This window comes from Kaistia adipata DSM 17808, assembly GCF_000423225.1.
GTDB lineage: Bacteria > Pseudomonadota > Alphaproteobacteria > Rhizobiales > Kaistiaceae > Kaistia > Kaistia adipata.
The window spans coordinates 307757-333620 of the sequence record NZ_AUHO01000010.1 but is presented as its reverse complement, the minus strand read 5'-3'; the positions used below and the strand labels follow the sequence as shown (position 1 = coordinate 333620).

The 25864-nt window shown below is 68.0% G+C and carries 23 protein-coding genes and 1 pseudogene; 17 read left to right on the top strand and 7 right to left on the bottom strand.

Annotated features, from left to right (window positions below; translation table 11 throughout):
- Positions 1 to 123: 123 nt before the first annotated feature.
- The 6 genes and pseudogenes from G539_RS0110390 to leuC all read left to right on the top strand — a co-directional run bounded on the left by G539_RS0110390 (position 124) and on the right by leuC (position 4242).
- The gene (locus tag G539_RS0110390; protein ID WP_029075145.1) at positions 124 to 588 is read left to right on the top strand and encodes an MAPEG family protein; all 465 of its coding nucleotides are present in this window, start codon (positions 124 to 126) and stop codon (positions 586 to 588) included.
- A gap of 23 nt (positions 589 to 611) precedes the next feature.
- The gene (locus G539_RS0110385; protein WP_051231276.1) at positions 612 to 1103 is read left to right on the top strand and encodes a cupin domain-containing protein; all 492 of its coding nucleotides are present in this window, start codon (positions 612 to 614) and stop codon (positions 1101 to 1103) included.
- Positions 1104 to 1287: 184 nt separating this feature from the next.
- Positions 1288 to 1662, top strand: a pseudogene (gene rplS / locus G539_RS24360) (50S ribosomal protein L19); the annotation flags it as partial.
- 82 nt (positions 1663 to 1744) lie between these two features.
- A complete protein-coding gene (locus tag G539_RS0110375; protein WP_029075143.1) occupies positions 1745 to 2557 on the top strand; it encodes a class I SAM-dependent methyltransferase in 813 nt (270 codons plus the stop codon).
- Between the two features lie 69 nt (positions 2558 to 2626).
- Complete coding sequence (locus G539_RS27660; protein WP_281173892.1) at positions 2627 to 2761, top strand: hypothetical protein; 135 nt, start codon at positions 2627 to 2629, stop codon at positions 2759 to 2761.
- A 62-nt stretch (positions 2762 to 2823) separates the two neighbouring features.
- Positions 2824 to 4242, top strand: a complete 1419-nt coding sequence (gene leuC / locus G539_RS0110365; protein ID WP_029075142.1) for a 3-isopropylmalate dehydratase large subunit — start codon at positions 2824 to 2826, stop codon at positions 4240 to 4242.
- A gap of 76 nt (positions 4243 to 4318) precedes the next feature.
- Here the strand turns inward: leuC and G539_RS0110360 are convergent, their stop codons facing one another.
- Positions 4319 to 4618 (bottom strand): hypothetical protein, encoded by a 300-nt coding sequence (locus G539_RS0110360; RefSeq protein ID WP_029075141.1) that lies wholly within the window; start codon positions 4616 to 4618, stop codon positions 4319 to 4321.
- Positions 4619 to 4765: 147 nt separating this feature from the next.
- Positions 4766 to 5230: a hypothetical protein gene (locus tag G539_RS26640; RefSeq protein WP_156911928.1), complete on the bottom strand. Its 465-nt coding sequence runs from the start codon at positions 5228 to 5230 to the stop codon at positions 4766 to 4768.
- Positions 5231 to 5462: 232 nt separating this feature from the next.
- On the opposite strand from G539_RS26640, the gene G539_RS24350 reads away from it, so the two are divergent.
- From G539_RS24350 to leuD, 3 genes are all read left to right on the top strand, one after another.
- Positions 5463 to 5942 (top strand): GNAT family N-acetyltransferase, encoded by a 480-nt coding sequence (locus G539_RS24350; protein WP_051231275.1) that lies wholly within the window; start codon positions 5463 to 5465, stop codon positions 5940 to 5942.
- Between the two features lie 10 nt (positions 5943 to 5952).
- Entirely contained in the window at positions 5953 to 6366 is a 414-nt protein-coding gene (locus tag G539_RS0110345; RefSeq protein ID WP_029075140.1) for a metallopeptidase family protein, read from the top strand.
- A 111-nt stretch (positions 6367 to 6477) separates the two neighbouring features.
- The gene (gene leuD / locus G539_RS0110340) at positions 6478 to 7083 is read left to right on the top strand and encodes a 3-isopropylmalate dehydratase small subunit (protein ID WP_029075139.1); all 606 of its coding nucleotides are present in this window, start codon (positions 6478 to 6480) and stop codon (positions 7081 to 7083) included.
- 310 nt (positions 7084 to 7393) lie between these two features.
- Here the strand turns inward: leuD and G539_RS0110335 are convergent, their stop codons facing one another.
- Complete coding sequence (locus G539_RS0110335; RefSeq protein ID WP_029075138.1) at positions 7394 to 8269, bottom strand: HpcH/HpaI aldolase/citrate lyase family protein; 876 nt, start codon at positions 8267 to 8269, stop codon at positions 7394 to 7396.
- A 396-nt stretch (positions 8270 to 8665) separates the two neighbouring features.
- Between G539_RS0110335 and pdxY the strand changes: the two genes are divergently transcribed.
- The 3 genes from pdxY to G539_RS0110320 all read left to right on the top strand — a co-directional run bounded on the left by pdxY (position 8666) and on the right by G539_RS0110320 (position 11055).
- Positions 8666 to 9532 (top strand): pyridoxal kinase, encoded by an 867-nt coding sequence (pdxY, locus tag G539_RS27410; protein WP_029075137.1) that lies wholly within the window; start codon positions 8666 to 8668, stop codon positions 9530 to 9532.
- Positions 9533 to 10249, top strand: coding sequence for a DUF429 domain-containing protein (locus tag G539_RS27405; protein ID WP_029075136.1), 717 nt, complete (start codon positions 9533 to 9535; stop codon positions 10247 to 10249).
- Between the two features lie 140 nt (positions 10250 to 10389).
- A complete protein-coding gene (locus G539_RS0110320) occupies positions 10390 to 11055 on the top strand; it encodes a carbonic anhydrase (protein ID WP_029075135.1) in 666 nt (221 codons plus the stop codon).
- 318 nt (positions 11056 to 11373) lie between these two features.
- Here G539_RS0110320 and G539_RS0110315 read toward each other — a convergent pair whose 3' ends face one another.
- Positions 11374 to 12408 carry an aspartate-semialdehyde dehydrogenase gene (locus tag G539_RS0110315; RefSeq protein ID WP_029075134.1) on the bottom strand — a complete coding sequence of 345 codons (1035 nt, stop codon included), beginning with the start codon at positions 12406 to 12408 and terminating at the stop codon, positions 11374 to 11376.
- A gap of 312 nt (positions 12409 to 12720) precedes the next feature.
- Between G539_RS0110315 and G539_RS26170 the strand changes: the two genes are divergently transcribed.
- Positions 12721 to 13185: a hypothetical protein gene (locus G539_RS26170; RefSeq protein ID WP_051231273.1), complete on the top strand. Its 465-nt coding sequence runs from the start codon at positions 12721 to 12723 to the stop codon at positions 13183 to 13185.
- A gap of 114 nt (positions 13186 to 13299) precedes the next feature.
- A complete protein-coding gene (locus G539_RS0110300; protein WP_029075133.1) occupies positions 13300 to 14649 on the top strand; it encodes an Nramp family divalent metal transporter in 1350 nt (449 codons plus the stop codon).
- Between the two features lie 139 nt (positions 14650 to 14788).
- Here G539_RS0110300 and G539_RS0110295 read toward each other — a convergent pair whose 3' ends face one another.
- Both G539_RS0110295 and G539_RS0110290 read right to left on the bottom strand, forming a co-directional pair.
- Positions 14789 to 16321, bottom strand: coding sequence for a UxaA family hydrolase (locus tag G539_RS0110295; protein WP_029075132.1), 1533 nt, complete (start codon positions 16319 to 16321; stop codon positions 14789 to 14791).
- A 158-nt stretch (positions 16322 to 16479) separates the two neighbouring features.
- Positions 16480 to 17397: a ribokinase gene (locus G539_RS0110290; protein ID WP_029075131.1), complete on the bottom strand. Its 918-nt coding sequence runs from the start codon at positions 17395 to 17397 to the stop codon at positions 16480 to 16482.
- Positions 17398 to 17862: 465 nt separating this feature from the next.
- On the opposite strand from G539_RS0110290, the gene G539_RS0110285 reads away from it, so the two are divergent.
- The 3 genes from G539_RS0110285 to pyc all read left to right on the top strand — a co-directional run bounded on the left by G539_RS0110285 (position 17863) and on the right by pyc (position 25205).
- Positions 17863 to 19449, top strand: a complete 1587-nt coding sequence (locus G539_RS0110285; RefSeq protein WP_029075130.1) for an OpgD/OpgG family glucan biosynthesis protein — start codon at positions 17863 to 17865, stop codon at positions 19447 to 19449.
- Positions 19437 to 21638 (top strand): glucans biosynthesis glucosyltransferase MdoH, encoded by a 2202-nt coding sequence (gene mdoH / locus G539_RS0110280; RefSeq protein WP_084639926.1) that lies wholly within the window; start codon positions 19437 to 19439, stop codon positions 21636 to 21638. The genes G539_RS0110285 and mdoH overlap by 13 nt, the downstream gene beginning before the upstream one ends.
- A 126-nt stretch (positions 21639 to 21764) precedes the next feature.
- Complete coding sequence (pyc, locus tag G539_RS0110275) at positions 21765 to 25205, top strand: pyruvate carboxylase (RefSeq protein ID WP_029075128.1); 3441 nt, start codon at positions 21765 to 21767, stop codon at positions 25203 to 25205.
- A 242-nt stretch (positions 25206 to 25447) separates the two neighbouring features.
- Here pyc and G539_RS0110270 read toward each other — a convergent pair whose 3' ends face one another.
- On the bottom strand, positions 25448 to 25747 hold the full coding sequence (locus G539_RS0110270; RefSeq protein ID WP_029075127.1) for a GIY-YIG nuclease family protein: 300 nt from the start codon (positions 25745 to 25747) through the stop codon (positions 25448 to 25450).
- Positions 25748 to 25864: the final 117 nt, after the last annotated feature.

The window sequence follows — 25864 nt, the reverse complement described above, 5'->3', positions numbered from 1 at the left end:
AAGCCTACCGTCGGCAAAGCAAAAAGTCCATCGATTGACTTTTTCGACCGCTGGTCTAATTTTTACGACGAAGTTCACTGCGCCGGCCCCGATACGGCGGCGGGCGCCCGCACGGAGCCCGTCATGCCCGTCATCAGCTTCGACAATCCCCTCTTCACCACCTATGTCATCGCGGCGACGCTGCTGATCCTGAAGGCGGCGGCCATGTCCTGGCTGGTCGTCGTGCGGATGATCCGGGAAAATGGCGGCTTCCGCTCGCCCGAGGACCTGCGCAAGACGCTGGCCAATCCCAATCCCAACCCGCATCAGCTCGAGCCCAACCCGCATGTCGAGCGCCTGCGCCGGATCCAGCTCAACGACCTCGAAAGCTTCCCCTATTTCCTCGTCGCCGGCCTTCTCTGGATCCAGACCCAGCCGTCGCTGACGCTCGCCCGGTGGCTGTTCTACGGCTACGTCCTCACCCGGCTGGCGCATTTCATCGCCTATCTGACGGCGCAGACGCACGACATGCGGGCGCTGCTGTGGACCCCGGGATCGCTGATCCTGATTTACATGGCGGCGAGCACGCTCCTGACCGCCCTCCTCTAGGCTCCAAGGAAAGGGAGACCGAAATGACCGTTTTCGCGCCGATCGCCGGAACGCAGCCGAAACCCGAGACCCGCGATTTTCTGTCCCTGCCGACCTGGATCCATGCGGGGCGCAACGAGACCGGCGGCTCGCTGAGCCTGGTGGAGCAGATCATCCCGCCGGGCTTCGCCTCGCCCTGGCATGTCCATCTCGACGAGGACGAATCCTTCTTCGTCATCACCGGCGAGGTGACCGTCTACGTCGCCGGCCGCGCTCAAATCGTGGGCGCCGGCCAGTATGCCTTTGGCCCGCGCGCGATACCGCACGGTTTCCGTGCCACCGGCAACGAGCCGACCCGGCTTCTGCTGGTCACCACCGGCTCCGGCTTTGCCGACTTCGTCCGGGATGTCAGCGAACCGGTCGGGGACGCCGCCGCGATCGAGCCGCGCGAGCCGGACATCGCGCGGGTGATCGCCATGGCCGAACGGCATGGACTCGCCATCCTCGGCCCGATACCCGAAATCACCGCCGCCTGACGGCAAGACCGGCGCGGCAACCCGCCCGCGCCGCGCCGTTTCCGGCGTGACGCACTGGACTTTCCGGTCGCCTTCCTGTAAACGCGCGCCATCCGGATCGCTTGCCGTTCCGGGCAATAACTGAAAACAGCGCACCGAAACGCTCGCGGCCCGAAAAGGGACCGCATCGGCAGGAGTTGAGACCATGGTCAACATCATCGAACAGCTCGAGAAAGAGCAGCTCGAAATCGTCGCCGCCATGCGCGCCGTCCCGGAGTTCCAGCCCGGCGACACGCTCAAGGTCAACGTGAAGGTCGTCGAAGGCACGCGTTCGCGCGTCCAGGCCTATGAAGGCGTCTGCATCGCCCGTTCGGGTGGCGGTCTTTCCGAGAGCTTCACCGTTCGCAAGATTTCCTACGGCGAGGGCGTCGAGCGCGTCTTCCCGGTCTACTCGCCGCTGATCGCCAGCATCGAAGTCGTCCGCCGCGGCAAGGTTCGCCGCGCGAAGCTTTATTACCTGCGCGATCGTCGCGGCAAGTCGGCCCGCATCGTCGAGCGCACCGAGGCCCGCAAGGACAAGGCTCAGGCCTGATCCTTCGCCCGAGGCGAAGCTTACGAAGGCGGGTCCCATGGACCCGCCTTTTCTTTTGGGGGAAGCTGAGATGGACGCCTTCAAGCAGAGCAACCGCGCTGGCTGGAACGAGCGCGCCGACATCCACGCCAAGGACAGCACCGGCTTCTACGCGATCGACCGCTTCCTGGCGGGCGACGACGTGCTCTACCCGATCGAAGCGGCCGAGATCGGCGACGTCGCCGGCAAGAAGCTCGCCCATTTCCAGTGCCATATCGGCATCGACACGCTGTGCCTCGCCCGCCGCGGCGCCGTCGCCACCGGGCTCGACTTCTCGCCGCACGCCATCGCCCAGGCCGAGGACCTCTCGCGGCGTTCCGGCATCGCCGCCGGTTTCGTCGAGGGTGAGGTCTATGACGCGCCGGAGCTGATCGGCACGGATTTCGACATCGTCTTCACCAGCTGGGGCACGATCACCTGGCTCGACGACATCCGTGCCTGGGCGCGGGCCGTCGCCGGCACGCTGAAGCCGGGCGGCCGCCTCTACTTCGCCGACGGCAACCCCTCGATCCTGACGCATGAGGAAATCGACGGTGCGATCCGGCCGCGCTACGACTGGCGCTCGGCCCGCGAGAAGCCGCAGCGCTTCGACGCCGAGACCACCTATACCGGCGACGCGACACCGCTCGTCACCAACTTCACCTATGAGTGGATGCGCGGCACCTCCGACGTCATCGACGCCCTGCTCAAGGCCGGCATGCGGCTCGACTTCATGCACGAGCACGAGCGCCTGCCCTTCCGGCTGTTCCCGATGATGGTCGAGGCCGGCGACCGCATGTTCGCGCTCCCCGCCGGCCAGCCGCGCCTGCCGCTGGCGCTTTCCTTCGGCGCGACGAAACGCTGATCCGGTGCTAGGATCGGGCTGCATGATCCGAATTGTCGTTCCGGCATTTGACTGCTAATTAGAACCGCTATGAACAGTCCCTTTGCCCGCATTCCCCAGCCGACGACCGCCGAATTCGCGGCGTTGACGGACCATGCGCGGCTGCCCTGGCGCTTCTTCGCCCGTCTGCTGGCGACCGAGGACCTGGATTCCGATCGACTTTGACGGGGCAGCGGCCCCGATGATCGACCCTCGCGCAGCATTTTTCTTGCAGGAATAAAGACGTCATGACCACGTCGAACGGCAATCCCCGGACGCTCTACGACAAGATCTGGGACGACCACGTCGTCGAGCAGAACGAAGACGGCAACTCGATCCTCTACATCGACCGCCACCTCGTGCACGAGGTGACGAGCCCGCAGGCCTTCGAGGGCCTGCGCATGGCCGGCCGCAAGGTGCACCAGCCGAAGAAGACGCTGGCCGTCGTCGACCACAACGTGCCGACGACCGACCGCACGCACGGCATCGAGAACCCGGAATCGGCGCTGCAGGTGGCGACGCTGGCCGAGAACGCGGCCGAGTTCGGCGTCGAGTACTATTCCGAGCTCGACCATCGCCAGGGCATCGTCCACATCGTCGGCCCCGAGCAGGGCTTCACGCTCCCCGGCATGACCATCGTCTGCGGCGACAGCCACACCTCGACGCATGGCGCCTTCGGCGCGCTGGCGCATGGCATCGGCACGTCGGAGGTGGAGCATGTGCTCGCCACCCAGACGCTGATCCAGAAGAAGGCCAAGAACATGCTGGTCACCGTCGACGGCGTCGCGCCGGAGGGGGTCACCGCCAAGGACATCATCCTCGCCATCATTGGCGAGATCGGCACCGCCGGCGGCACCGGCCACGTCATGGAATATGCCGGCGAGGCGATCCGCGCGCTGTCGATGGAAGGCCGCATGACCGTCTGCAACATGTCGATCGAGGGCGGCGCCCGCGCCGGCCTGATCGCGCCGGACGCCAAGACCTTCGAATACATCGCCGGCCGCCCCAAGGCGCCGACCGGCGCCGAATGGGACATGGCGGTTCGCTACTGGGAAACGCTGCACACCGACGCCGGCGCCCATTTCGACACCGAGATCCGCCTCGACGCCGCCGACCTGCCGCCGATCGTCACCTGGGGCTCCTCGCCCGAGGACGTCGTCTCGGTCGCCGGCGTCGTGCCGAACCCGGACGACATCGCCGACGAGAACAAGCGCAAGTCGAAGTGGCGCGCGCTCGACTACATGGGCCTGAAGCCCGGCACCCGCATGGTCGACATCCCGGTCGAGCGTATCTTCATCGGCTCCTGCACCAATGGCCGTATCGAAGACCTGCGCGCCGCCGCCTCGATGATCCGCGGCCAGAAGGTGCGCGAGGGCGTCAACGCCATGGTCGTCCCGGGCTCCGGCCTGGTGAAGGCGCAGGCCGAGGCCGAGGGCCTCGACAAGCTGTTCCGCGACGCCGGCTTCGACTGGCGCGAGCCGGGCTGCTCGATGTGCCTCGCCATGAACGACGACCGCCTGAAGCCGCATGAGCGCTGCGCCTCGACCTCGAACCGCAATTTCGAGGGCCGCCAGGGCTTCAAGGGCCGCACCCACCTCGTCTCGCCGCAGATGGCGGCGGCGGCGGCGATCGCCGGCCACTTCGTCGACATCCGCAGCTGGCGCTGAGCCGCAGGGATCGCGGATACGAGAAAGGGCCCGGACGGCGACGTCCGGGCCCTTTTGCATTCAGGCGACGGCAGCCTTACCAGCGATAGCCGCGATGGCCGCCGCGCACCCAGTGGCAGCGCTCGCCGACCACGACCTTGCGCCACTGCCAGCGATGATGGCGCCAGACCTTGCGCTCGCGCAGGATCGGCCGGCAGACCTTGTGGGCGCGGCCCCAGCCATGATGGCGCGGGCCATTGTCCCAGCCGCGATCCTGGTGGTGGTGCCGATGCGGCTCGCCGCGATGCCAGGCCAGGGCGCTGCCCGTCGTCAGGCTGAGCGCGCCGGTGGCAAGCGCCAGCGTGGTGGCCGCGGCGATCATCGTTTGCTTGAGCATCAGTCAGTCTCCCTTTCAGGCATTCAGACCTGTCCGGCCTGCTGCGCCCATAAAAGGAGACCGCGCATGAACCCGCGCTGAGGCGCGCGTTCATGCGGCATTCACGAAAGACCGCCCCTAGCGTGCATTAACGCTAAGTCATGCTTATCAATAGTTCGTCCAGTAGCAGCGATCGCCGACATAGATGTTGCGCCAGCGCCAGCCATGGCTGGTGCGCACCTTGGCGGCCCGGTACACCGGCTCGCAGACGCGGCTGGCGCCATAGCCCCAGGTGCCATAGCCGAGGCCGAGCCCGAAGGCCGGCCCCCAGCCCCAACCCCAGCCCCAGTCGCCGCCATTCCAGCCGCCGCCGTGCCAGTGCCCACCGCCGCCATGCCAGTTGCCGCCACCGCCACCGTGCCAGTTGCCGCCACCGCCACCGTGCCAGTTGCCGCCACCGCCACCATGCCAGTTTCCGCCACCGCCACCGCCACCATGCCAGCCGCCCTGCGGCCACATCATGCCGCCGCCATGGCCGCCCCGCTGGGCGTATGCATCATCCGTCGTGGCGCCGAGCGTCCCCATGGCGAGGGCGAGCACGGTCGCGGCGGAGACCAGGATATGCTTGAACATCACCTTTCCTCCTCCGGCGCATGCGGCGAAGCCACCCCGCCACGATCCCGGCGACGCCGTAGCGCATGCATCCAAGAACAGCCGGACCCAGTCTCCTATTCGGTCGGCCGGCGCGACTCGTCGCATCGGCTCCGGAACATTGCGGATTGCATCGCGGCAACCGATGCGACATTGCTTATGAACTAGGATCAGGGACCGACACGGCCAGTGGGCCGCCGGAAATGCCAGGGAAATGACGACGCTGCCCCTCTCGACCCATTTCGACACCGTAGCGCTGACCATCGACGACGCACTGGAGTTCGCGCCGCTGCTCGCCGCCTATGTCCAGGACATGAAGCGCGGCGCGCCGCGCCACCCCGACCTCTATTACGCCGAGAGCCTGCTGCGCGACCGCACGGCCGAGATCCTCGGCGCCCGGCTCGACGGCGAGCTGGTCGGCTTTGCCGTGTTCTACGACCTTCCGGATGCGATGACCGGCATGCGCGTCGGCCATCTGGAGGACCTGTTCGTGATGCACGATTCGCGCGGCCGCGGCGTCGCCCGCGCCCTCGTCGAGGCGCTCGCCCGCAAGGGCCGCTCGCGCGACTGGCTGTCGCTGCGCCTGACCGTGCCGGAGGGTTCGCAGATGCGCACCAGCTTCGCCGAGACGGTCGGCAAGAAGGCCCGGCTCGACAGCTTCGTCGTCAAGATCGACCGCGCCCGCAAGGACTGAGCGGACGACCATGGCCAAGCTCGACCTCGACGCGCTCAAGGCGCCCTCGCTCGACGATTTCCAGGTGCTGGGCCAGGCCGCGCTCGACGGCCTGCCGGACGAGTTCCGCCGGCTCTGCGGCGAGATCGAGATCCGCGTCGACGATTTTCCCGACGACGAGGCGCTCGACGCGCTCGGCCTCGAATCCGAGTTCGACCTGCTCGGCCTGTTCCAGGGCATCGGCCTGGCGCACGCCTCGGCGGTCGAGCAGACCGGCATGATGCCGAACCGGGTCTGGCTCTATCGCCGGCCGATCCTCGACTACTGGGCCGAGCATGACGAGACGCTCGGCGCCATCGTCACCCATGTCCTGGTGCACGAGATCGGCCACCATTTCGGCCTGTCCGACGACGACATGGAGGCGATCGAGGAGGCGGCGGGCTGAATCCGCCGCCCGCCCTGCCGCCGCGACAGCCCGAGACCGCCGAAAGCCTTGACCTTGGCGGGCTTTTCATCGCATCTACCGCCGTCTGACGGCTCAACGGGAATGATCACCATGGAAAAATTCACGACGCTGACCGGTGTTGCGGCTCCGCTGCCGCTGATCAACATCGATACCGACATGATCATCCCGAAGGACTATCTGAAGACGATCAAGCGCACCGGCCTCGGCAAGGGCCTGTTCGCCGAGATGCGCTTCAACGAGGACGGCACCGAGAACCCGGACTTCGTGCTGAACAAGCCGGCCTATCGCGATGCCTCGATCATCGTCGCCGGCGACAATTTCGGCTGCGGCTCGTCGCGCGAACATGCGCCCTGGGCGCTGCTCGACTACGGCATCCGCTGCGTCATCTCGACGTCCTTCGCCGACATCTTCTACAACAACTGCTTCAACAACGGCATCCTGCCGATCCGCGTGTCGAAGGAAGACCTCGACAAGCTGTTCGACGACGCCGATCGCGGCGCCAATTCGCGCCTGACGGTCGATCTCGCGGCGCAGGAGATCCGCGGTCCCGACGGCGGCGTCGTGCATTTCGACATCGACCCGGCCCGCAAGGAAAAGCTGCTGAACGGCCTCGACGACATCGGCATCACCCTGGTCAAGGCGCCGCGCATCGAAGCCTACGAGAAGACGACGGAAGCGGTCCGCCCCTGGGCCTGATTTCGTTCGCATGGCGTTTCGAGGGGCGTCCGGAGCGATCCGGGCGCCTTTTTTGATTCTGGGCGGCGAGCGGGTGGGAAGGGATGGCGGCGAGCGCGGGAATGCCGGACCGGTCCCCTGCGACGCCGTCGCTTGAGCACGAAGCCAGCCCCACCCTCGCCGTCATCCCGGCGTTTCCTCACCTCTCCCAGAGGGAGAGGTCGACGGCCGAAGGCCGGCGGGTGAGGGGTTGAGACCTCACCGGACAATTCCCAACCCCTCACCCGGAGCTTCGCTCCGACCTCTCCCCATGGGAGAGGTGAAAAGCCCCCTACCCCCGCGCCGCGATCGCCTCGGCGAGGGCCAGCAGCCTCTGCGCGATCTCGGCATGCAGGCGCTCGACCATCCGCCCCTCGACCATGACGACGCCCTTGCCGGCGTTTTCGGCCAGGTCGAACACGCCGGCAATGCGCGAGGCCCACGCGATCTCCGCCGCGTCCGGCGCGAAGGCGGCGTTGGCGCCCTCGACCTGCTTCGGATGGATCACCGTCTTGCCGTCGAAGCCGCAATCGCGCCCCTGCCGGCATTCGGCCTCGAAGCCCGCGAGATCGGCGATGTCATTGAAGACGCCGTCGAGGATGCCGATCCCGGCCGCGCGGGCGGCGGCGAGCGCGGCCATCATCCAGGGCAGCATCGGCGCCCGGCCGGGGACCTGGCGCGTGCCCGTCTCGCGCGCGAGGTCGTTCAGCCCCAGCACCAGCATGGCCAGCGGCAGGCGCTCGTCCCCGGCAAGCGCGATCGAAAGCGGATCGAGCACGGCGCGCGGCGTCTCGATCATGGCCCAGAGCGGCAGCGCGACATCGGTCGGGACGAGCGCGCGGACGCGGGAAAGGTCGACGGCGGAAGAAATCTTCGGCAGCAGGATCGCATCCGGCGCCGCCGCGCCGACGACCACTATGTCGTCCGCAATCCAGGGCGTGTCGAGCCCGTTGACGCGGACGACGATCTCGGATGCGACGCCCGCCTGCCGGAACGCGGCGACCGCCTCGGCAGCGCGCGTGCGGGCAAAGCCCTTCTCGGACGGGGCGACGGCGTCCTCGAGGTCGAGGATGACGACATCGGCGCCGAGCGTCGGCGCCTTGGCCAGGGCGCGGACATTGGCGCCGGGGACATAGAGGGCGGACCGGCGCGGGCGGATCGAGGGCATGGCGTCTCCTAGGGTCCGTACTCGATTGGAAATGCGGCAGCGTTGGGCCAAAATCCCGCGCCGGCAGGAGACGACCATAGCCGATGGCTGTCCATCGGCGCGGATCGGCGACACACCGGCGCGGGATTTTCGTCCAACCCGGAGGGCTTGATGGAAACGGGGCCATTTCGGCGTCGCCGTCGGCTCGTTGGGTGAGGCCCAACGTCGCCGACATCTCCTGGAACTGATCCCGTTTCCATCAAGCGCTGCCTCATTTCCAATCGAGTACGGACCCTAGGGGCGGGGACCCCGCCTGCTTCGACGCGGAGCATACGGGCGGACGGCGCGCGGCGAAACCGAATCGGCTAGGGTCGCGGCTGCGCCGGCCGGATCGTCGGCACCATCTGGAAAACCTCCATGCCTGCGCCATCCGCCGCAACCGTCCCGAAACCCGGAATCCTGGTCGTTTCCTCCGCTGTCGTCCGCGGCGCCGTCGGCGGTCGTGGCGCGGTCTTCGCGCTGGAGCGGCTCGGCCATCCGGTCTGGTCGGTGCAGACGGTGACGCTGCCCTGGCATCCCGGCCATGGCCGTGCCGGCCGCATCATTCCCGACGAGGCCGCCTTCGCGACCTTGATCGACGATCTCGTCCGCGCGCCCTGGCTCGGCGAGATCGGCGCGATCCTGACCGGCTATATGGGCGCGGCCAGCCAGCCCGCCGCCGTGGCGCGCCTCGTCGACGCGGTCAAGGCGGCGCGACCCGACGCGCTCTATCTCTGCGACCCGGTGATGGGCGACGCCGGCAAGCTCTACGTGCCGGAGGCGACGGCATCAGCGATCCGTGATCATCTGGTGCCGCGCGCCGACATCCTGACCCCGAACCCGACCGAGTTGGGCTTCCTGACGGGCGACCTCGCGCTGGCGCCCGAGAAGCTCGCGGACGCCGTCGCGCGCCTTGCCGCGCCGCGCATCGCCGTCACCTCGGCGGCGGGCACGGAGGGCGAGATCACGACGCTGCTCGTCTCGCGCAATGGCGGCGCCACGCTGCGCGCCAGCCACGCCGCGATCCATGGCCGGGTGCCGAACGGCACCGGCGACCTGTTCGCGGCGCTGTTCCTGGCGCGCCTGGTCGAGGGCGAGAGCGACGCCGAGGCGCTGCGGATCGCCACCGCCGCCGTCGCCGACGCGATCGACGCCGCCACGCGGCTCGGCGCGGACGAACTGCCGCTCGCCGCCATCCAGGATCGCCTGCTGGCGCCGCTGACGCCGGTCCAGGTCACGCCCTGAATGGCCCGCGTCGTCGGCGTCGACGGCTGCCCCGCGGGCTGGATCGCCGTCTCGATCACGGCCGAGGGTCCGCTCGATCCCAAGATCCGGGTCGTCGCCGATTTCGCCGAACTGGTCGCCGACGCGGAGAACCGCATCCTCGCGGTCGACATGCCGATCGGCCTGCCGGAGACGATCGGACCGGAAGGCCGGGGGCCGGAGCGGCTGGTGCGGCCTCGGCTCGGCCCCCGCCAGAGCTCGGTCTTCTCCGTACCGTCCCGCCGCGCCGTGATGACCGAGGACTATCGCGCCGCCTGCGCGGTCGCCAGCGCCACCTCGACGCCGCCCCGCATGGTTGCGAAGCAGTGTTTCCACATCTTTCCCAGGATCCGCGAGATCGACGCGCTGATGACGCCGGCGCTCGAGACGCGGGTGTTCGAGGTGCACCCCGAACTCGCCTTCTGGCGCCTGAATGGCGGCGCGCCGATGGCCTTGCCGAAGAAGGTGAAGGGCAGCCCGAACGCGAGCGGGCTGGACGAACGCCGGGCCCTCCTGGCGCGCTGCGGCTATGATCCGGCCCGATTGGCGCGGCCGCCGCGCGGGGCCGGCGCCGACGATCTGCTCGACGCGGCCGTGAACGCCCTCATCGCCCGGCGCATCCTGCAGGGCGTGGCGGAGAGCTTCCCGGCCGAGCCGGCGCGCGACGCCAAGGGCCTCCGAATCGCCATCTGGGCCTGACCCAAGCGGCCCCGACCCGCGACAAATGCAATGCAGCCCGGCGTGCAAAGTTCTCGACCGAGGGAAAAAACGCGTTTATTGGAACGCTACCATTTTGCTGCACTGCATGATGTCCCGGCTCACCACTGGAGCACTACCCGATGGCTCAGGCCCCTGATTTTCCGTCCAGGCTGCTGCGCGGCTATGCCAATTTCCGCGACCAGCGCCTGCCGCAGGAGAGTTCCCGCTACAAGGTCCTCGCCGAGACGGGCCAGCGCCCCCGAACGATGATCGTCGGTTGCAGCGACAGCCGCGCCGCGCCGGAAACCATCTTCGACGCCGCGCCGGGCGAGCTTTTCGTGGTCCGCAACGTCGCGGCGCTGGTGCCGCCCTTCACGCCGGATGGCGAGCATCACGGCACCTCGGCGGCGATCGAGTTCGGCGTGCTGAGCCTGAAGGTGCGCGACCTCGTCGTCATGGGCCACGGCCGCTGCGGCGGCATCACCGGCTATCTCGCCGACCGCGACGCGCCGCCGGACCTGCAGGGCCGCAGCGATTTCGTCGGCAAGTGGATCTCGCTGCTGAAGCCGGCCGAGGCGCTGATCTGCGACGACCCGGCCGAGACGACGGACCGCCAGCGCGCGATGGAGTTCGCCTCGATTCGCCAGACGATCGCCAACCTGCGCACCTTCCCGTGGATCAAGAGCCTCGAGGAGATCGGCGAGCTGGAGCTGCACGGCGCCTGGTTCGACATCTCGACCGGCGAGCTCTACCTGCTCGACAAGGAAACCGGCCGCTTCTCCGTGCCGGCCGAGATCGAGGCCTGAGGGCGTCGCCGCAGGCTTCCCCCTCCCCCTTGTGGGGAGGGAACTCCTGAGCGTCTCCGCGGGCCCCGGACACATCGTGCGTGCTTCGAGACGCGGCCTTGGGGCCGCTCCTCAGCATGTTGGGCGGGGCTGGCCCTGAGATCGCGGAAGCATTTGCAGGAAACCCTGCCGCCCTCCCGGCCTCGAAATATCCTCGATCTCAACATCCTGAGGAGGCCCGCAGGGCCGTCTCGAAGGACGCACTCGACCAACGCCACATACGAAAAAGGCGCGGCCTCGTGGCCGCGCCTTTCGCATTTCGGAACCGGCGTAGAGGCCTCAGGCGGCCTGCTTCTTCGGCTGGATCAGCTTGCGGTTGACCAGGACCTCGGCGATCTGCACGGCGTTGAGCGCAGCGCCCTTGCGCAGGTTGTCGGAGACCACCCACATGCTGAGGCCGTTCTCGACGGTCGAATCCTCGCGGATGCGCGAGATGAAGGTCGCGTCCTCGCCGGCCGCCTCATAGGGCGTGATGTACTGGTCTTCTTCCGGATTATCGATGACCAGGCAGCCCGGCGCCTCGCGCAGGATGTCGCGCGCCTCGTCGGCCGAGATCGGCTTCTCGAACTCGATGTTGACCGACTCGGAGTGCGAGACGAAGACCGGCACGCGCACGGCGGTGCAGGTCAGCTTGATCTTCGGGTCGAGGATCTTCTTCGTCTCGGCCATCACCTTCCACTCTTCCTTGGTGTAGCCGTCCTCCATGAAGACGTCGATGTGCGGAATGAGGTTGAAGGCGATGCGCTTGGTGAACTTGGTCGATTCGATCGGATCGTTGACGAAGACGGCGCGGGTCTGGGTGAACAGCTCGTCCATGCCCTCCTTGCCGGCGCCAGAGACCGACTGGTAGGTCGAGACGACGACGCGCTTGATCGTGGCGACGTCGTGCAGCGGCTTCAGCGCCACGACGAGCTGCGCGGTGGAGCAGTTCGGGTTGGCGATGATGTTGAGCTTGGAGAAGCCGGTGATGGCGTCGGCGTTCACTTCCGGCACGATCAGCGGCACCTGCGCGTCGTAGCGCCAGGCCGAGGAATTGTCGATCACGACGCAGCCCTGCGCGCCGATCTTCGGGGCCCATTCCTTGGAGATCGAGCCGCCGGCCGACATCAGGCAGATGTCGGTGTCGGAGAAGTCGTACTGGTCGAGCGCCTTCACCTTCAGCGTACGGTCGCCATAGGACACTTCCGTGCCCTGGCTGCGGCGCGAGGCGAGCGCCACGACCTCGTCGGCGGGAAAGCCGCGCTCGTCGAGAATTGTCAGGATTTCGCGGCCCACATTGCCCGTGGCGCCGACGATCGCGACCTTGTAACCCATGTTGTCCTGCTCCTTGATCCGGCTCTCTCCCCCACCGTCCAGTCGCCGGAATGCCCGCGTCTGGCCGGCCCCTTCTCCCTCTGGCCCCGAGGGAGAACGGGGGCACGGAGGGACGATCAGGCGCTCGTCGTGGTTTTCGACGTTTTGGGCGTGGTGGAGATGCGCATGACGGCCGTGCCGGTCCGGGTGACGGAAGCCACCAAGTCGATTAGGATCGAAGAAGCAACGGCGTGCGCAGTCATCGGTCTACCCGAATGAGAATGGCGCATCTTCTGCCGCCAAAACGGCCAGAAGTCAACGGAGACGAACGGCTTGAGCACGTGGATTGCCCGTCGCGGACGCGCCCGCCCCCATTTCGCCCGCGCCACCGCGCTCGCCCTGCTCGCCGCACTGGCGGCGACGCCGGCCGGAGCCGGGGAGCGCGTCGCCGAAGCCGACATCGCCGACCTGCTCTCGGGCGTCACGCTCGACGGCATCTACAACAATGGCGCCTTCTTCTCCGAGACCTACAAGGAAGACGGCTCGGTCCGCTATCACGACATGGACGGCGCCGATACCGGCCAGTGGTCGGTCAAGGACGGCAAGTTCTGCACCTTCTATGAATCGCAGGAAGGCGCCTGCTTCTTCGTCGAGCGCGACGGCGCCAACTGCTTCACCTTCTACGTGCCGGAGGAGAATGGCGGACCGGATGCCGGCCCCGCCAAGCAATGGACCTCGCGCGGCTGGGACCGGCGCAAGCCCCCGACCTGCCCGACCGCGCCGGAAATCCAACTCTAGGCGCTTCGTCGCAGCGCCGCCCGACGCCCGCCTTCCCCAAGGTTTCGCTTGACGGCGGGGACATCCGCACCTCTACTGCAAGTCATTCGCATTCTCATTTACGGACGAGCAGCCGTGAACACGGTCGATCAGGAGACGGGCGAAGGCGGCGGCTGGCGTCGCGCCCGGGGCAATCCATCGCTCGAGGAGGTGCACGGCTCGATCCCCGTCGCCGAGATCGGACCGAACTGGCGCAAGTTCGCGGCCTTCCTCGGCCCCGGCTATCTCGTCGCCGTCGGCTACATGGACCCCGGCAACTGGGCGACCTCGATCGCCGGCGGCTCGCGCTTCGGCTACACGCTGCTCTTCGTCGTGCTGCTGTCGAGCCTGATGGCGATGATCCTGCAGGCGCTGTCGGCGCGCCTCGCCGTCGCCACGGGGCGCGACCTGGCCCAGGCCTGCCGCGATGCCTATCCGGCCCCGGTCGCCGCCCTGCTCTGGCTGCTGGCGGAGGTCGCGATCTGCGCCACCGACCTGGCCGAGGTGATCGGCACGGCGATCGGCCTCAACCTGCTGTTCGGCATCCCGCTCGAGATCGGCGTCGTCATCACCGCGCTCGACGTCTTCCTGGTGCTCTACCTGCAGACCAAGGGCTTCCGATGGGTCGAGGCGCTGGTGATCACGCTGCTCGGTGTCATCGCGGCCTGCTTCCTGCTGCAGATCATCATGGCGAGCCCGCAATGGGGCGACCTCGTCCGCGGCTTCCTGCCAAGCTCCGAGATCGTCCGGAATCCGGACATGCTCTACCTGGCGCTCGGCATCATCGGCGCCACCGTGATGCCGCACAATCTCTACCTCCATTCCGGCATCGTGCAGACGCGCGCCTACCATGCCGGCCACGAAGGCAAGCGCCAGGCGATCCGCTTCACGACGATCGATTCGACGCTCGCCCTCGCCTTCGCGCTGATGATCAACGCCTCGATCCTGGTGCTCGCCGCCTCGGCCTTCCACGCCAAGGGCTCGACGGAAGTGGTCGAGCTCGACAAGGCGCATGCGCTGCTGCATCCGCTGCTGGGCTCGGCGCTGGCCCCGACGCTCTTCGCCGTGGCGCTGCTGTGCTGCGGGCTCAACTCGACCGTGACCGCCACCATGGCCGGCCAGATCGTCATGGAGGGCTTCCTCAACATCCGCCTGGCGCCCTGGCTGCGGCGGCTGATCACGCGCGGCATCGCCATCGTGCCGGCGGCGGTCGTCACCATCGTCTATGGCGAGAGCGGCGCCGGCCAGCTCCTGATCCTGTCGCAGGTGATCCTGAGCCTGCAACTGCCCTTCGCGGTCATCCCGCTGGTGATGTTCACGGCCGAGCGCCGCAAGATGGGCGCCTTCACCGCGCCGCGCTGGCTGACCGCGATCGCCGCCATCGTCGCGACGGTGATCATCATCCTGAACCTGAAGCTGATCTTCGACGTCGTGGCGGGCGGCTGAGGTCGCATCCCCGCCTTCGCGGCGATGACGGCAGCCTGGCGACGACGCAAGTGAGGCCCCGCGAGAGTCACGTAACAAAAAAGCCCCCGTCCGGGCGGACGAGGGCTTTCCGAAATGCGTCAGATGGTAAGGCCAGGCCTCACATCACGGCGCCGATCTGCCACGGCACGAACTCGGCGTCGCCATAGCCGAGGTCCTCCGACTTCGAGTGCTTGCCGGAAGCGACCGCGACGATCTCGTCGAAGATCTCCTGGCCCTTCTCCTCGATCGACACGCCGTCGAGCACGTCGCCGCAATTGATGTCCATGTCGTCGATCATGCGGGTGTAGACGTCGGAATTGGTGGCGAGCTTGATCGACGGCGTCGGCTTGTAGCCGGCGGCCGAGCCACGGCCGGTCGTGAACACGATCATGTTGGCGCCGGACGCGATCTGGCCGGTGACGGCGGCCGGGTCGTAGCCGGGGCTGTCCATGTAGACGAAGCCATGCGTGTCGACCGGCTCGGCGTACTTGTAGACGCCGCGCAGCGTCGAGGTGCCGCCCTTGGCGGCGGCGCCGAGCGACTTCTCCAGAATCGTCGTCAGGCCACCGAGCTTGTTGCCGGGCGACGGGTTGTTGTTCATCTCGCCCTTGTTGCGCTCGGTGTAGTCTTCCCACCACTTGATCAGGTCGACCAGCTTCTCGCCGACCTCGCGGTTGGCGGCGCGGCGGGTGAGCAGGTGCTCGGCGCCGTAGATCTCCGGCGTCTCCGACAGGATGGTCGTGCCGCCATGGCGGACGAGGATGTCGGAGGCATGGCCGAGCGCCGGGTTGGCGGTGATGCCGGAATAGCCGTCGGAGCCGCCGCACTGCAGGCCGACCATGATCTCCGAGACCGGGGTCGGCTGGCGGCGGTAGGCGTTGGCGGCCGGCAGCATGTCCTTGATCACGGCGATGCCGGTTTCGATCGTCTTCTTGGTGCCGCCGGTCTCCTGGATCGTCATCGTCCGGAAGCCGTCATGCTCGACGAGATTGTACTGCTTCATCAGGCGCGGGATTTGGAACACCTCGCAGCCGAGGCCGACGACGAGCACGCCGGCGAGGTTCGGATGCGAGGCATAGCCCCACTGCGTGCGCTCCAGCGTGTCGTAGCCCTCGCCGGAACCGCCCATGCCGCAGCCCTGGCCATGCACGAAGGCGACGACGCCGTCGACATTCGGATAGTCCTTCAGGATGTCCGTGCGGTTGAAGGCGTCGGCGATGTAGCGGGCGACCGTCGCCGAGCAGTTCACGCTGGTCAGGATGCCGATGTAGTTGCGGGTGCCGACCTTGCCGTTCGGGCGGTGATAGCCGTCGAAATGGCGGCGCTCGGCGAGCGGCAGCAGGCCGTCGTCATGCGCGCCCTCGGCAAACTGGTAGTCGCGGTCGAACTCGTGCATGCCGCAATTGTGCTCATGCACCCACTCGCCCGGCGCGATCGGCGCCTTGGCGAAGCCTATGATCTGGCCGAACTTCAGCACGGGACCGCCCTCGGGAATGCCGACGACGGCGAGCTTGTGCCCCTTCGGGACGCGCTGGGTCGCGGTGACGCCCTCCACGACCGATCCGGGCATGATCGTGTCGATGGCGACGCGGACATTGTCGGTGGCGTTCAGGCGAAGAGTGCGGGGCGGGGCAGCGGTGGTGACGCTCATCGGAGATCTCGACAACAAGGGTAAGGGCGATTGGCTTCACCCAGCCGGCCGCGCCGCTGCGCGCCGTCGGATGCAGCCCCAACTGGCTTTCCAGGTGAATACGACATTCACCAGTGATGGACTACTGCGCTGTCCTATATAGTAGCGCTCGGGTACTGTCACGGAAAAGCGGGGTTGCCCGCCAGCGACAATTCGATCGCTTCGCGCAGCGGGAAACTGGGCTGCGCGCCGGCCTTGGCACAGGCGAGCGAACCCGCGACGGCGGCCCGCCGCATCGCGGCGGCGAGGTCGGCGCCCTCATCGAGCAGAGCCGCCAGAACGCCGCAGAACGTGTCGCCGGCGCCCGTCGTGTCGACCGGCACCACCTTGAGCGCCGGCACGCTGATCGTCTCGGCGCCGGTGGCTGCGACGGCGCCGTCCGGCCCCAGCGTGGCGATCACGGTCCGGCCGAGCTCGGCGGCGAGCCTGGTCACGGTGGCGGCCCCGTCGGAGCCCGGCAACAGGCCGAGATGACGGGCGAGGTCCGCCGCCTCGGTCTCGTTCACCAGGATGATGTCGACATCGGCGAAGGCGGCGCGCTCGACCGGCAGGAACGGCGCGATCGAGAGAATGACGCGGGCGCCGGCCGCCTTGGCCTGCCGGGCCGCCTTGAGGCTCTCGGCGAAGGGCGTCTCCATCTGCAGCAGCAGCGTGTCGCCGGCTCCGATCGCGCCGGGCGCGAGATCGCTGGCCACCAGGCGGGCATTGGCGCCCGGCGACAGCACGATGGTGTTCTCGGCGTGGTCGTCGACGGTGATCACCGCCATGCCGGTGGTGGCGCCATCGCGCTTGACGCCGGAGAGGTCGACGCCGCCGGCCTCGAGCTCGGCCAGCGCCGCGGCGGCCATGTCGTCATGGCCGACCGCGCCCACCATACGGACGGTCGCGCCGGCACGCCGCGCCGCCAGCGCCTGGTTGGCGCCCTTGCCGCCAGGAATGAGGCTGTAGTCCGACCCCGGCACGGTCTCGCCCGGCCGCGGCAGACGGGCCGTGCGGCTGACGAGGTCGATGTTGATCGAACCGAATACCGTGATCATAGGGGCTCCTCGAATGGGCTTCTTGTTGGCAGGGGCGTCATCGCCCGAAAAAGTCGAGCAGAGAATGCCGACGCGGCGCAGGCCGCACAAGGCCCCGGCAGGACGCCGGGGGTGGAAGCTGGGGAGGATCGACCCGCCCCGGGCGGGCGCTCCGACGAATATGCCGCACCACCCCGGCGGCACGACATTCCTCTGGCGGCAAAACGGGGCTAGATTGCCTGGGACGCTCGGGAAACACGGGGCGGGGGATCGCGATCATGCCGGACAGGATCCTGAAGGCGTGCGGGACCGCATGGGGTCGCCGCGCGGGACGGCATCGCCGCCCCTTTCGTCCCCCGCGGAGCCCCTTGCGGGCCATCGACGTGCACCACCAAATCAGCTACGCACGTTTGACCGTGAAACTTTCACCACAGTTCGATCCTAGCTTCGGGCGATTCGACGGTTTCCCGAGAAAACAGACAGAAAATGACTGAGACTCCGTACAAGATCACGCGGCGCCGCCTGTTGGCTTCCGCAGGCGCCTTCGTTGCCGCCGCCGCGATCGGCGATCTGTATCCCGACCAGGCGATGGCGCAGGCGACCAATGTCGCCGCCTCGCTGGCGACGGACGGTCCCTTTACGCGCTCGACCGTGGCCGAGATCGCGCGGCGCCTGTCGCGCGTGCCGTTCGCCGCGCCGACCTCGCGCCTGCCCGACGTGCTGCAGAACCTGACCTACGACCAGTATCGCGACATCCGCTTCAAGTCGGCGGCGTCGGTCTGGGCCGATGACGGTCTGCCGTTCAAGCTGCAGCTCTTCCATCCCGGCTTCTATTTCAAGGAGCCGATCGAGGTCGCGATCGTCAAGGACGGCCAGGCCAAGCACCTGCCCTACTCGACCAATCTGTTCGACTTCGGCCCGCTGGTGCCGAAGGGCATTCCGGACGAGGACATGGGCTTCGCCGGCATCCGCGTGCACGGCCCGATCAACAAGCCGGACTATTTCGACGAGATCCTCGTCTTCCAGGGCGCCAGCTATTTCCGCTCGCTCGGCAAGGGCCAGGTCTACGGCATCTCGGCTCGCGGCCTGGCGCTGAAGACGGCCGAGCCCGAGGGCGAGGAATTCCCGATCTTCCGCGCCTTCTGGGTCGAGACCCCGGTGCAGCAGGGCGACACCATCGTCCTGCACGCGCTGCTCGACAGCCCGAGCGCGTCGGGCGCCTACCGCTTCACCGTCCGGCCCGGCTACCCGACGACGATGGACGTCGAGGCGACGCTGTTCCCGCGCACCGAGCTGACCAAGGTCGGCCTGGCGCCCGGCACCAGCATGTTCTACTTCGGCGCCAACGACCGCACCAACATCGACGACTTCCGTCCGGAAGTGCACGATTCCGACGGCCTGCTGATGGTCAACGGCCGCGGCGAGCGGCTGTGGCGACCGCTCGCCAATCCGAACACGCTGCAGATCAGCGCCTTCGTCGACGCCGGCCCGCGCGGCTTCGGCCTGATGCAGCGCGACCGCGTGTTCGAGACCTACCAAGATCTCGAGGCCGTCTATGAGCGCCGCCCGAGCCTCTGGGTCGAGCCGGTCGGCGACTGGGGCCAGGGCGCCGTGACGCTGATCGAGATCCCGACCAATTCGGAGATCCACGACAACATCGTCGCCTACTGGCAGCCGAAGGATCCGATCCCCGCCGGCTCGGAATATTCCTTCGCCTACCGCCTGTCCTGGGGCGGCGATCCGAACTACGTGCCGGGCGGCATGGTCGTCGCCGGCACCCGTGTCGGCCGCGCCACGCTCGACGGCGACTCGGCCAGTCGCCGTTTTGTGATCGATTTCTTCCCGCCGGAGCCCCTCGAGGGCAAGCCGGCGCCTGAACCGAAGGCGACGGTGACCACGTCCAAGGGTAAAATCAGCAATGTCGTGCTGATCCCCAACCCCAAGCTGGGCGAGGGCTGGCGGGTCAATTTCGAGCTCGATCCGGAAGATGCGACGCTGGTCGAACTCAGGACCGTGCTCGAATTCCCCGATCAACGTCCAGCGGAGACCTGGGTCTATCGATGGACGGCGTAATCGCTTTCCCGGCCGGTGAGGCGGCGCAGACGGAGGACGCTCCCCCGACTGCCCGTCGCGCGCCCGGCGCGGAAACGTCGCTCGAACCCCAGCGCGGCATGCCGGCGGAAACCCACGCCGACATGCCGCCGCAGTCGCTCTGGCGCTTCCGCCGGCGCGACCGCCGCAAGTTCGTCGACCCGCGCCGCTCGCGCTCGTCCTGGCTGCGCCGCATCGCCATTCTCGGCAGCGCCTTCCTGCTGGCCGTCGTCGCCGTCTACGAGATGGAGCAGGTGCTCATCGTCGGCGGCCTGACGCCGGTCGAGATCGCCGTGCTCGTGCTGTTCGCGCTGAATTTCGGCTGGATCGCGATGGCCTTCACCAGCGCGATCGCCGGCTATGGCGTCGTCATGGGACGGCTGCACCGGCCGAAGCGGACCGCCGCCGGTCCGCTCGAGAGCCGGACGGCCATGCTGATGCCGACCTACAACGAGGACCCGTCGCGGGTCTTCGCCGCCGTCGAGGCAATGGCGACCGGGCTGGACGCGCTCCGCCAGGGGCCGGCCTTCGACTGGTTCATCCTGTCCGACACGACCGATCCCGACGTCGCCCTGCAGGAGGAAGCGGCGCTGCTGACGCTGCGCGCCCGCCTCGGCGACAAGGCGCGCGTCTATTATCGCCGCCGCCGCAAGAACATCGCCCGCAAGTCCGGCAACGTCGCCGATTTCTGCACCCGCTGGGGCTCGACCTATGACCACATGCTGGTGCTCGACGCCGACAGCCTGATCGCCCCCGAGACGATCGTCGAGCTGGCGCGCCGCATGGAGGAAGATCCCGACGCCGGCCTGATCCAGACGATCCCGGCGCTCGTCAACGGCACCACCATCGTCGCGCGGCTGCAGCAGTTCGCCGGCCGCGTCTACGGCCCGATCGTCGGCGCCGGCCTCGCCTTCTGGACCGGCTCCGAGGGCAATTACTGGGGCCACAACGCGATCATCCGCACCCGCGCCTTCATGGAATCGGCCGGCCTTCCCGACCTGCCGGGCAAGCCGCCCTTCGGCGGCCACATCCTGAGCCACGATTTCGTCGAGGCCGCTCTGCTGCGCCGCGCCGGCTGGACCGTGCGCATCGCCGAGGACCTCGCCGGGTCCTACGAGGAGAGCCCGCCCTCGATCATCGATCTCGCCGTGCGCGACCGGCGCTGGTGCCAGGGCAACCTCCAGCACATCTTCGTGCTGCCGGCACGCGGCCTGCACTGGGTGAGCCGCATCCACCTTCTGACCGGCATCGGCTCCTATCTCGCCTCGCCGCTCTGGCTGCTGCTGATCCTCGCCGGCCTGGTGCTGTCGCTGCAGGCGCATTTCATCCGGCCGGAATATTTCACCGAGGAGTTCCAGCTCTTCCCGACCTGGCCGGTGATCGACGCCGAGCGCGCCTTGCGTCTGTTCGGCCTCACCATGGTCATCCTGTTCGGCCCGAAACTCCTCGGCCTGATCGCCTTCCTGCGCAATCGCGACGATCGCCGCACGGTCGGCGGCTTCCGCACGCTGGCGAGCTTCGTCTTCGAGATCATCGTCTCGGCCCTGATCGCGCCGGTGATGATGCTGGTCCATACCGGCGCCATCGTGTCGATCCTGATCGGCCGCGATTCCGGCTGGAAGCCGCAGCGCCGCGACGATGGCGGCGTGCCGCTGCGCTCGCTGATCGTCCGCCACCGCTGGCACTTCCTGATGGGCGTGGCGCTGCTGCTCGCCGCCTCGCTCGATAGCTGGGTGCTGGTGGCGTGGCTGTCGCCGGCCATCCTCGGCCTGCTGCTCGTCGTGCCAGTGTCCGGCTGGACCGGCTCGAATCGGGCCGGCCGCTTCATCCGCCGCATCGGCCTGCTGCGCACGCCGGAGGAAGTCGCCCCGCCCGCCGTGGCGGTCGACGCCGCCGCGATCCGCCCCGCCTATGAGGCGGCCATCGCCGACTCCCCCGGCCTCGCGACCATCGCCGGCGACGCGCGGCTGCGCGCCGTGCATCTCGCCCTGATCGACGCCGTGGCGGAGCGCCCGCGCGGCAAGATCGAGGCGGTCGAGGCGCTCGCGGCGGCCAAGATCGAGGATGCCGCCAGCATCGCGGAGGCGGTGTCCTTCATGACGCCGCAGGAGCGCGCCATGGTCATGGCGACCCCGGCGCTCATGAGCCGGCTTAGTGCCCTCCCCGGCTGAAACGGCCGATTTTACTCGCACTGCAACATAAAGCTTCGACCTTTTCGCAAGCGCACAAACCTAGTAAGGCTTACCGCACTAGGTTCGGTTGCGCGGCAAAGCGCCGCTCACTGTTGGGGGAAATACGTGGCTATCAAGAAAATCCTTGTCGCCAACCGCTCGGAGATCGCCATTCGCGTCTTCCGCGCCGCGAACGAGCTGGGCCTGACGACCGTCGCGATCTTCGCCGAGGAAGACAAGCTCGCCCTGCATCGCTTCAAGGCCGACGAGGCCTACCAGGTCGGCAAGGGTCTCGGCCCGATCGAAGCCTATCTCAACATCCCCGACGTGATCCGCATCGCCCGCGAGGCGAAGGTCGACGCCATCCATCCCGGCTACGGCCTCTTGGCCGAGAGCCCCGAATTCGCCGAGGCCTGCGCCGAGGCCGGCATCATCTTCATCGGCCCCTCGCCCGAGACGATGCGCATGCTCGGCAACAAGGTCGCCGCCCGCAACCTGGCGATCGCCGCCGGCGTGCCGGTGATGCCGGCGACCGATCCGCTGCCGGACGATGTCGAGGCCATCAAGGCCGAGGCCGCCCGCATCGGCTATCCGCTGATGCTGAAGGCCTCCTGGGGCGGTGGCGGCCGCGGCATGCGCGTCATCCGCGACGAGGAGACGCTGATCAAGGACGCCATCACGGCGCGCCGCGAGGCCAAGGCCGCCTTCGGCAAGGACGAGATCTATCTCGAGAAGCTGGTCGAGCGCGCCCGTCACGTCGAGGTGCAGATCCTCGGCGACCAGCGCGGCAACATCGTCCATCTCTACGAGCGCGACTGCTCGGTGCAGCGCCGCCACCAGAAGGTGGTCGAGCGCGCGCCGGCTCCCTACCTCTCCGACGCCGAGCGCAAGGAGATCACCGACTACGGCGTGAAGATCGCCGCGGCGGCCGACTATTACGGCGCCGGCACGGTCGAGTTCCTGATGGATGCCGACACCGGCAAGTTCTACTTCATCGAGGTGAACCCGCGCATCCAGGTCGAGCACACCGTCACCGAGCAGGTGACCGGCATCGACATCGTCAAGGCGCAGATCCACATCGCCGAGGGCGCCGCCATCGGCACGCCGGAATCGGGCGTCCCGGCCCAGGCCGACATCCGCCTGTACGGCCATGCCCTGCAGTGCCGCATCACGACGGAAGACCCCGAGCAGAACTTCATTCCGGACTACGGCCGCATCACCGCCTATCGCGAGGCGTCCGGCTTCGGCATCCGCCTCGACGGCGGCACCGCCTATTCCGGCGCGGTGATCACCCGCTTCTACGATCCGCTGCTGGAGAAGATCACCGCCTGGGCGCCCTCGCCCGAGGAGGCGATCGCCCGCATGGACCGCGCGCTGCGCGAGTTCCGCATCCGCGGCGTGGCGACCAACCTGACCTTCGTCGCCAACATCATCAACCACCCGAAGTTCCGCGACAATTCCTACACGACGCGGTTCATCGACACGACGCCGGAGCTGTTCTCCTCCGTGCGCCGGCGCGACCGCGCCACCAAGCTCCTGAACTACATCGCCGACGTCACGGTGAACGGCCATCCCGAGACCCGCGGCCGCGTCAAGCCGAAGGCCGACGCGCTCGCCAAGGTGATCCCGCAGTTCAAGGCCGAGCCGGCGCCCGGCACCAAGCAATATCTCGAGGCGCATGGCCCCGAGGCGCTCGCCAAGTGGATGCGCGCCGAGAAGCGCGTGCTCGTCACCGACACGACCATGCGCGACGCGCACCAGTCGCTGCTCGCCACCCGCATGCGCACGCATGACATCGTCGGCATCGCCGATTCCTACGCGCGCGGCCTGCCCGGCCTGCTCAGCCTCGAATGCTGGGGCGGCGCCACCTTCGACGTCTCGATGCGCTTCCTGACCGAGGACCCGTGGGAGCGGCTCGCCATGGTGCGCGAGCGCGCGCCGAACATCCTGCTGCAGATGCTGCTCAGGGGCGCCAACGGCGTCGGCTACACCAACTATGCCGACAACGTCGTCAAGTTCTTCGTCAAGCAGGCAGCCGCCGGCGGCGTCGACCTCTTCCGCGTCTTCGACTGCCTGAACTGGGTCGAGAACATGCGCGTCTCGATGGACGCGGTGCGCGAGGAGGGCAAGGTCCTCGAGGCGGCGATCTGCTACACCGGCGACATCCTCGATCCCGACCGCGCCAAGTACGACCTCAAGTACTATGTCGGCCTCGCCAAGGAGCTAGAAAAGGCCGGCGCCCACGTCATCGGCCTGAAGGACATGGCCGGCCTGCTGAAGCCGGCCGCCGCCAAGAAGCTGATCACGACGCTGCGCGAAGAGACCGAGCTGCCGATCCACCTGCACACGCACGACACCTCCGGCATCTCCGCCGCGACGGTGCTGGCAGCCGTGGAAGCCGGCGTCGACGCCGTCGACGCGGCGATGGACGCGCTTTCCGGCCTGACCTCGCAGCCCTGCCTCGGCTCGATCGTCGAGGCGCTCAAGGGCTCCGAGCGCGACACCGGCCTCGACACCGAGGCGATCCGCAAGATCTCGTTCTACTGGGAAGCGGTGCGCGGCCAGTACGCCGCCTTCGAGAGCGATCTGAAGGCCGGCGCGTCGGAGGTCTACCTGCACGAGATGCCGGGCGGCCAGTTCACCAACCTGAAGGAACAGGCCCGCTCGCTTGGCCTCGACACGCGCTGGCACGAGGTGGCGCAGGCCTATGCCGACGTCAACCAGATGTTCGGCGACATCGTCAAGGTGACGCCCTCCTCCAAGGTCGTCGGCGACATGGCGCTGATGATGGTGTCGCAGAACCTCTCCGTCGCCGACGTCGAGAACCCGGCCAAGGACATCGCCTTCCCGGATTCCGTCGTGCAGATGATGCATGGCGATCTCGGCCAGCCGCCGGGTGGCTGGCCGGAAGGCATCCAGAAGAAGGCGCTCAAGGGCGCGGCGCCGTCGACGGCCCGTCCCGGCGCGCTGATCGCCGCCGCCGACCTCGAGGCCGAGCGCAAGGCGGCGCGCGAGAAGGTCGGCAATGGCGAGATCGACGACTTCCAGCTCGCCTCCTACCTGATGTACCCGAAGGTCTTCACCGACTTCGCCAAGGGCCTGCAGAACTGGGGCCCGACGAGCGTCCTGCCGACGCCGGTCTATTTCTACGGCCTGCCGATCGGCGAGGAGATCCTGGTCGAGCTCGAGACGGGCAAGACCATGGTGATCCGCTGCCAGGCGATCGGCGACGTCGACGAGGAGGGCCTGATCCGCGTCTTCTTCGAGCTGAACGGCCAGCCGCGCGTCATCAAGGTTCCCGACCGCGCCAATTCCGGCAAGATCGTCGCCAAGCGCAAGGCCGAGGACGGCAACCCGAACCACGTCGCGGCGCCGATGCCGGGCGTCGTCTCGACGCTCGCCGTCCGGGCCGGCCAGGCGGTCAAGGCCGGCGACGTGCTTCTGTCGATCGAGGCGATGAAGATGGAAACCGCCATCCACGCCGACCGCGACGGCACCATCTCCGAGGTCCTCGTCCACGCCGGCAGCCAGATCGATTCCAAGGATCTGCTGGTGGTGTTCGGCTAAGAGTTGCACGGGACGCAGCGCTTTCGGGCGCCGCGTCCCGGCTTGTCCGTCGAAGAGACGTTCCGCTGGCCCCTCCTTCGAGGCTTCACTTGGCGAAGCACTGATGGCCCGGGGTAGCGTCGGAATTGCAAGCACATCCATTGCTGTCTCCGGGAGACGGGTGCTGCCCCCCTGTACACCTCCCTGACCATCATCCTGAGGTGCCCGGCGCAGCCGGGCCTCGAAGGAGGGTCCAGCGAGACTTAGGCGCCTCGTGCCCCTGGCCGCTTCGCCAGCTGCTGCACCAACGCCCAGTCCCCCCGGACCAGCGCGTCCTTCTTGGACCGTGACCATCCCTTGAGCTGTCGCTCCGCCGCATGCGCGTCGGTGATGCGACCGAAATCCTCCGCCCAGACCAGTTCCACCGGACGGCGGGAAAAGGTGTAGCCGCGATAGGCCCCGGACTGGTGCTCGAGCAACCGCCTTTTCCGATCCTCCGCCGCAGTCGAACCGACATAATAGAAGCCTTCCGCGCACCGGAGCATGTAGACGGATGCGCCCATCGTAGCCTCTGGATCCTCCTTCGAGGCCCGGCTGCGCCGGGCACCTCAGTGTCTGGCCCGTAATTGGACAAGGCCCGCCACGCCGCCTTCCCTTCACCTCTCCCTGAGGGAGAGGTT

What these genes read in the sequence shown, in the direction of transcription:
- G539_RS27405 (WP_029075136.1), top strand. Translation starts at nt 9,533, where the DNA reads ATGGCCCGCGTCGTCGGCGTCGACGGCTGCCCCGCGGGCTGGATCGCC.
- mdoH (WP_084639926.1), top strand. Translation starts at nt 19,437, where the DNA reads ATGGACGGCGTAATCGCTTTCCCGGCCGGTGAGGCGGCGCAGACGGAG.
- G539_RS0110385 (WP_051231276.1), top strand. Translation starts at nt 612, where the DNA reads ATGACCGTTTTCGCGCCGATCGCCGGAACGCAGCCGAAACCCGAGACC.
- G539_RS24350 (WP_051231275.1), top strand. Translation starts at nt 5,463, where the DNA reads ATGACGACGCTGCCCCTCTCGACCCATTTCGACACCGTAGCGCTGACC.
- G539_RS0110285 (WP_029075130.1), top strand. Translation starts at nt 17,863, where the DNA reads ATGACTGAGACTCCGTACAAGATCACGCGGCGCCGCCTGTTGGCTTCC.
- G539_RS0110345 (WP_029075140.1), top strand. Translation starts at nt 5,953, where the DNA reads ATGGCCAAGCTCGACCTCGACGCGCTCAAGGCGCCCTCGCTCGACGAT.
- G539_RS27660 (WP_281173892.1), top strand. Translation starts at nt 2,627, where the DNA reads ATGAACAGTCCCTTTGCCCGCATTCCCCAGCCGACGACCGCCGAATTC.
- G539_RS0110270 (WP_029075127.1), bottom strand. Translation starts at nt 25,747, where the DNA reads ATGGGCGCATCCGTCTACATGCTCCGGTGCGCGGAAGGCTTCTATTAT.
- leuC (WP_029075142.1), top strand. Translation starts at nt 2,824, where the DNA reads ATGACCACGTCGAACGGCAATCCCCGGACGCTCTACGACAAGATCTGG.
- pdxY (WP_029075137.1), top strand. Translation starts at nt 8,666, where the DNA reads ATGCCTGCGCCATCCGCCGCAACCGTCCCGAAACCCGGAATCCTGGTC.
- G539_RS0110360 (WP_029075141.1), bottom strand. Translation starts at nt 4,618, where the DNA reads ATGCTCAAGCAAACGATGATCGCCGCGGCCACCACGCTGGCGCTTGCC.
- G539_RS0110375 (WP_029075143.1), top strand. Translation starts at nt 1,745, where the DNA reads ATGGACGCCTTCAAGCAGAGCAACCGCGCTGGCTGGAACGAGCGCGCC.
- G539_RS0110290 (WP_029075131.1), bottom strand. Translation starts at nt 17,397, where the DNA reads ATGATCACGGTATTCGGTTCGATCAACATCGACCTCGTCAGCCGCACG.
- G539_RS0110390 (WP_029075145.1), top strand. Translation starts at nt 124, where the DNA reads ATGCCCGTCATCAGCTTCGACAATCCCCTCTTCACCACCTATGTCATC.
- G539_RS0110315 (WP_029075134.1), bottom strand. Translation starts at nt 12,408, where the DNA reads ATGGGTTACAAGGTCGCGATCGTCGGCGCCACGGGCAATGTGGGCCGC.
- leuD (WP_029075139.1), top strand. Translation starts at nt 6,478, where the DNA reads ATGGAAAAATTCACGACGCTGACCGGTGTTGCGGCTCCGCTGCCGCTG.
- G539_RS0110295 (WP_029075132.1), bottom strand. Translation starts at nt 16,321, where the DNA reads ATGAGCGTCACCACCGCTGCCCCGCCCCGCACTCTTCGCCTGAACGCC.
- G539_RS26640 (WP_156911928.1), bottom strand. Translation starts at nt 5,230, where the DNA reads ATGTTCAAGCATATCCTGGTCTCCGCCGCGACCGTGCTCGCCCTCGCC.
- G539_RS0110320 (WP_029075135.1), top strand. Translation starts at nt 10,390, where the DNA reads ATGGCTCAGGCCCCTGATTTTCCGTCCAGGCTGCTGCGCGGCTATGCC.
- G539_RS0110335 (WP_029075138.1), bottom strand. Translation starts at nt 8,269, where the DNA reads ATGCCCTCGATCCGCCCGCGCCGGTCCGCCCTCTATGTCCCCGGCGCC.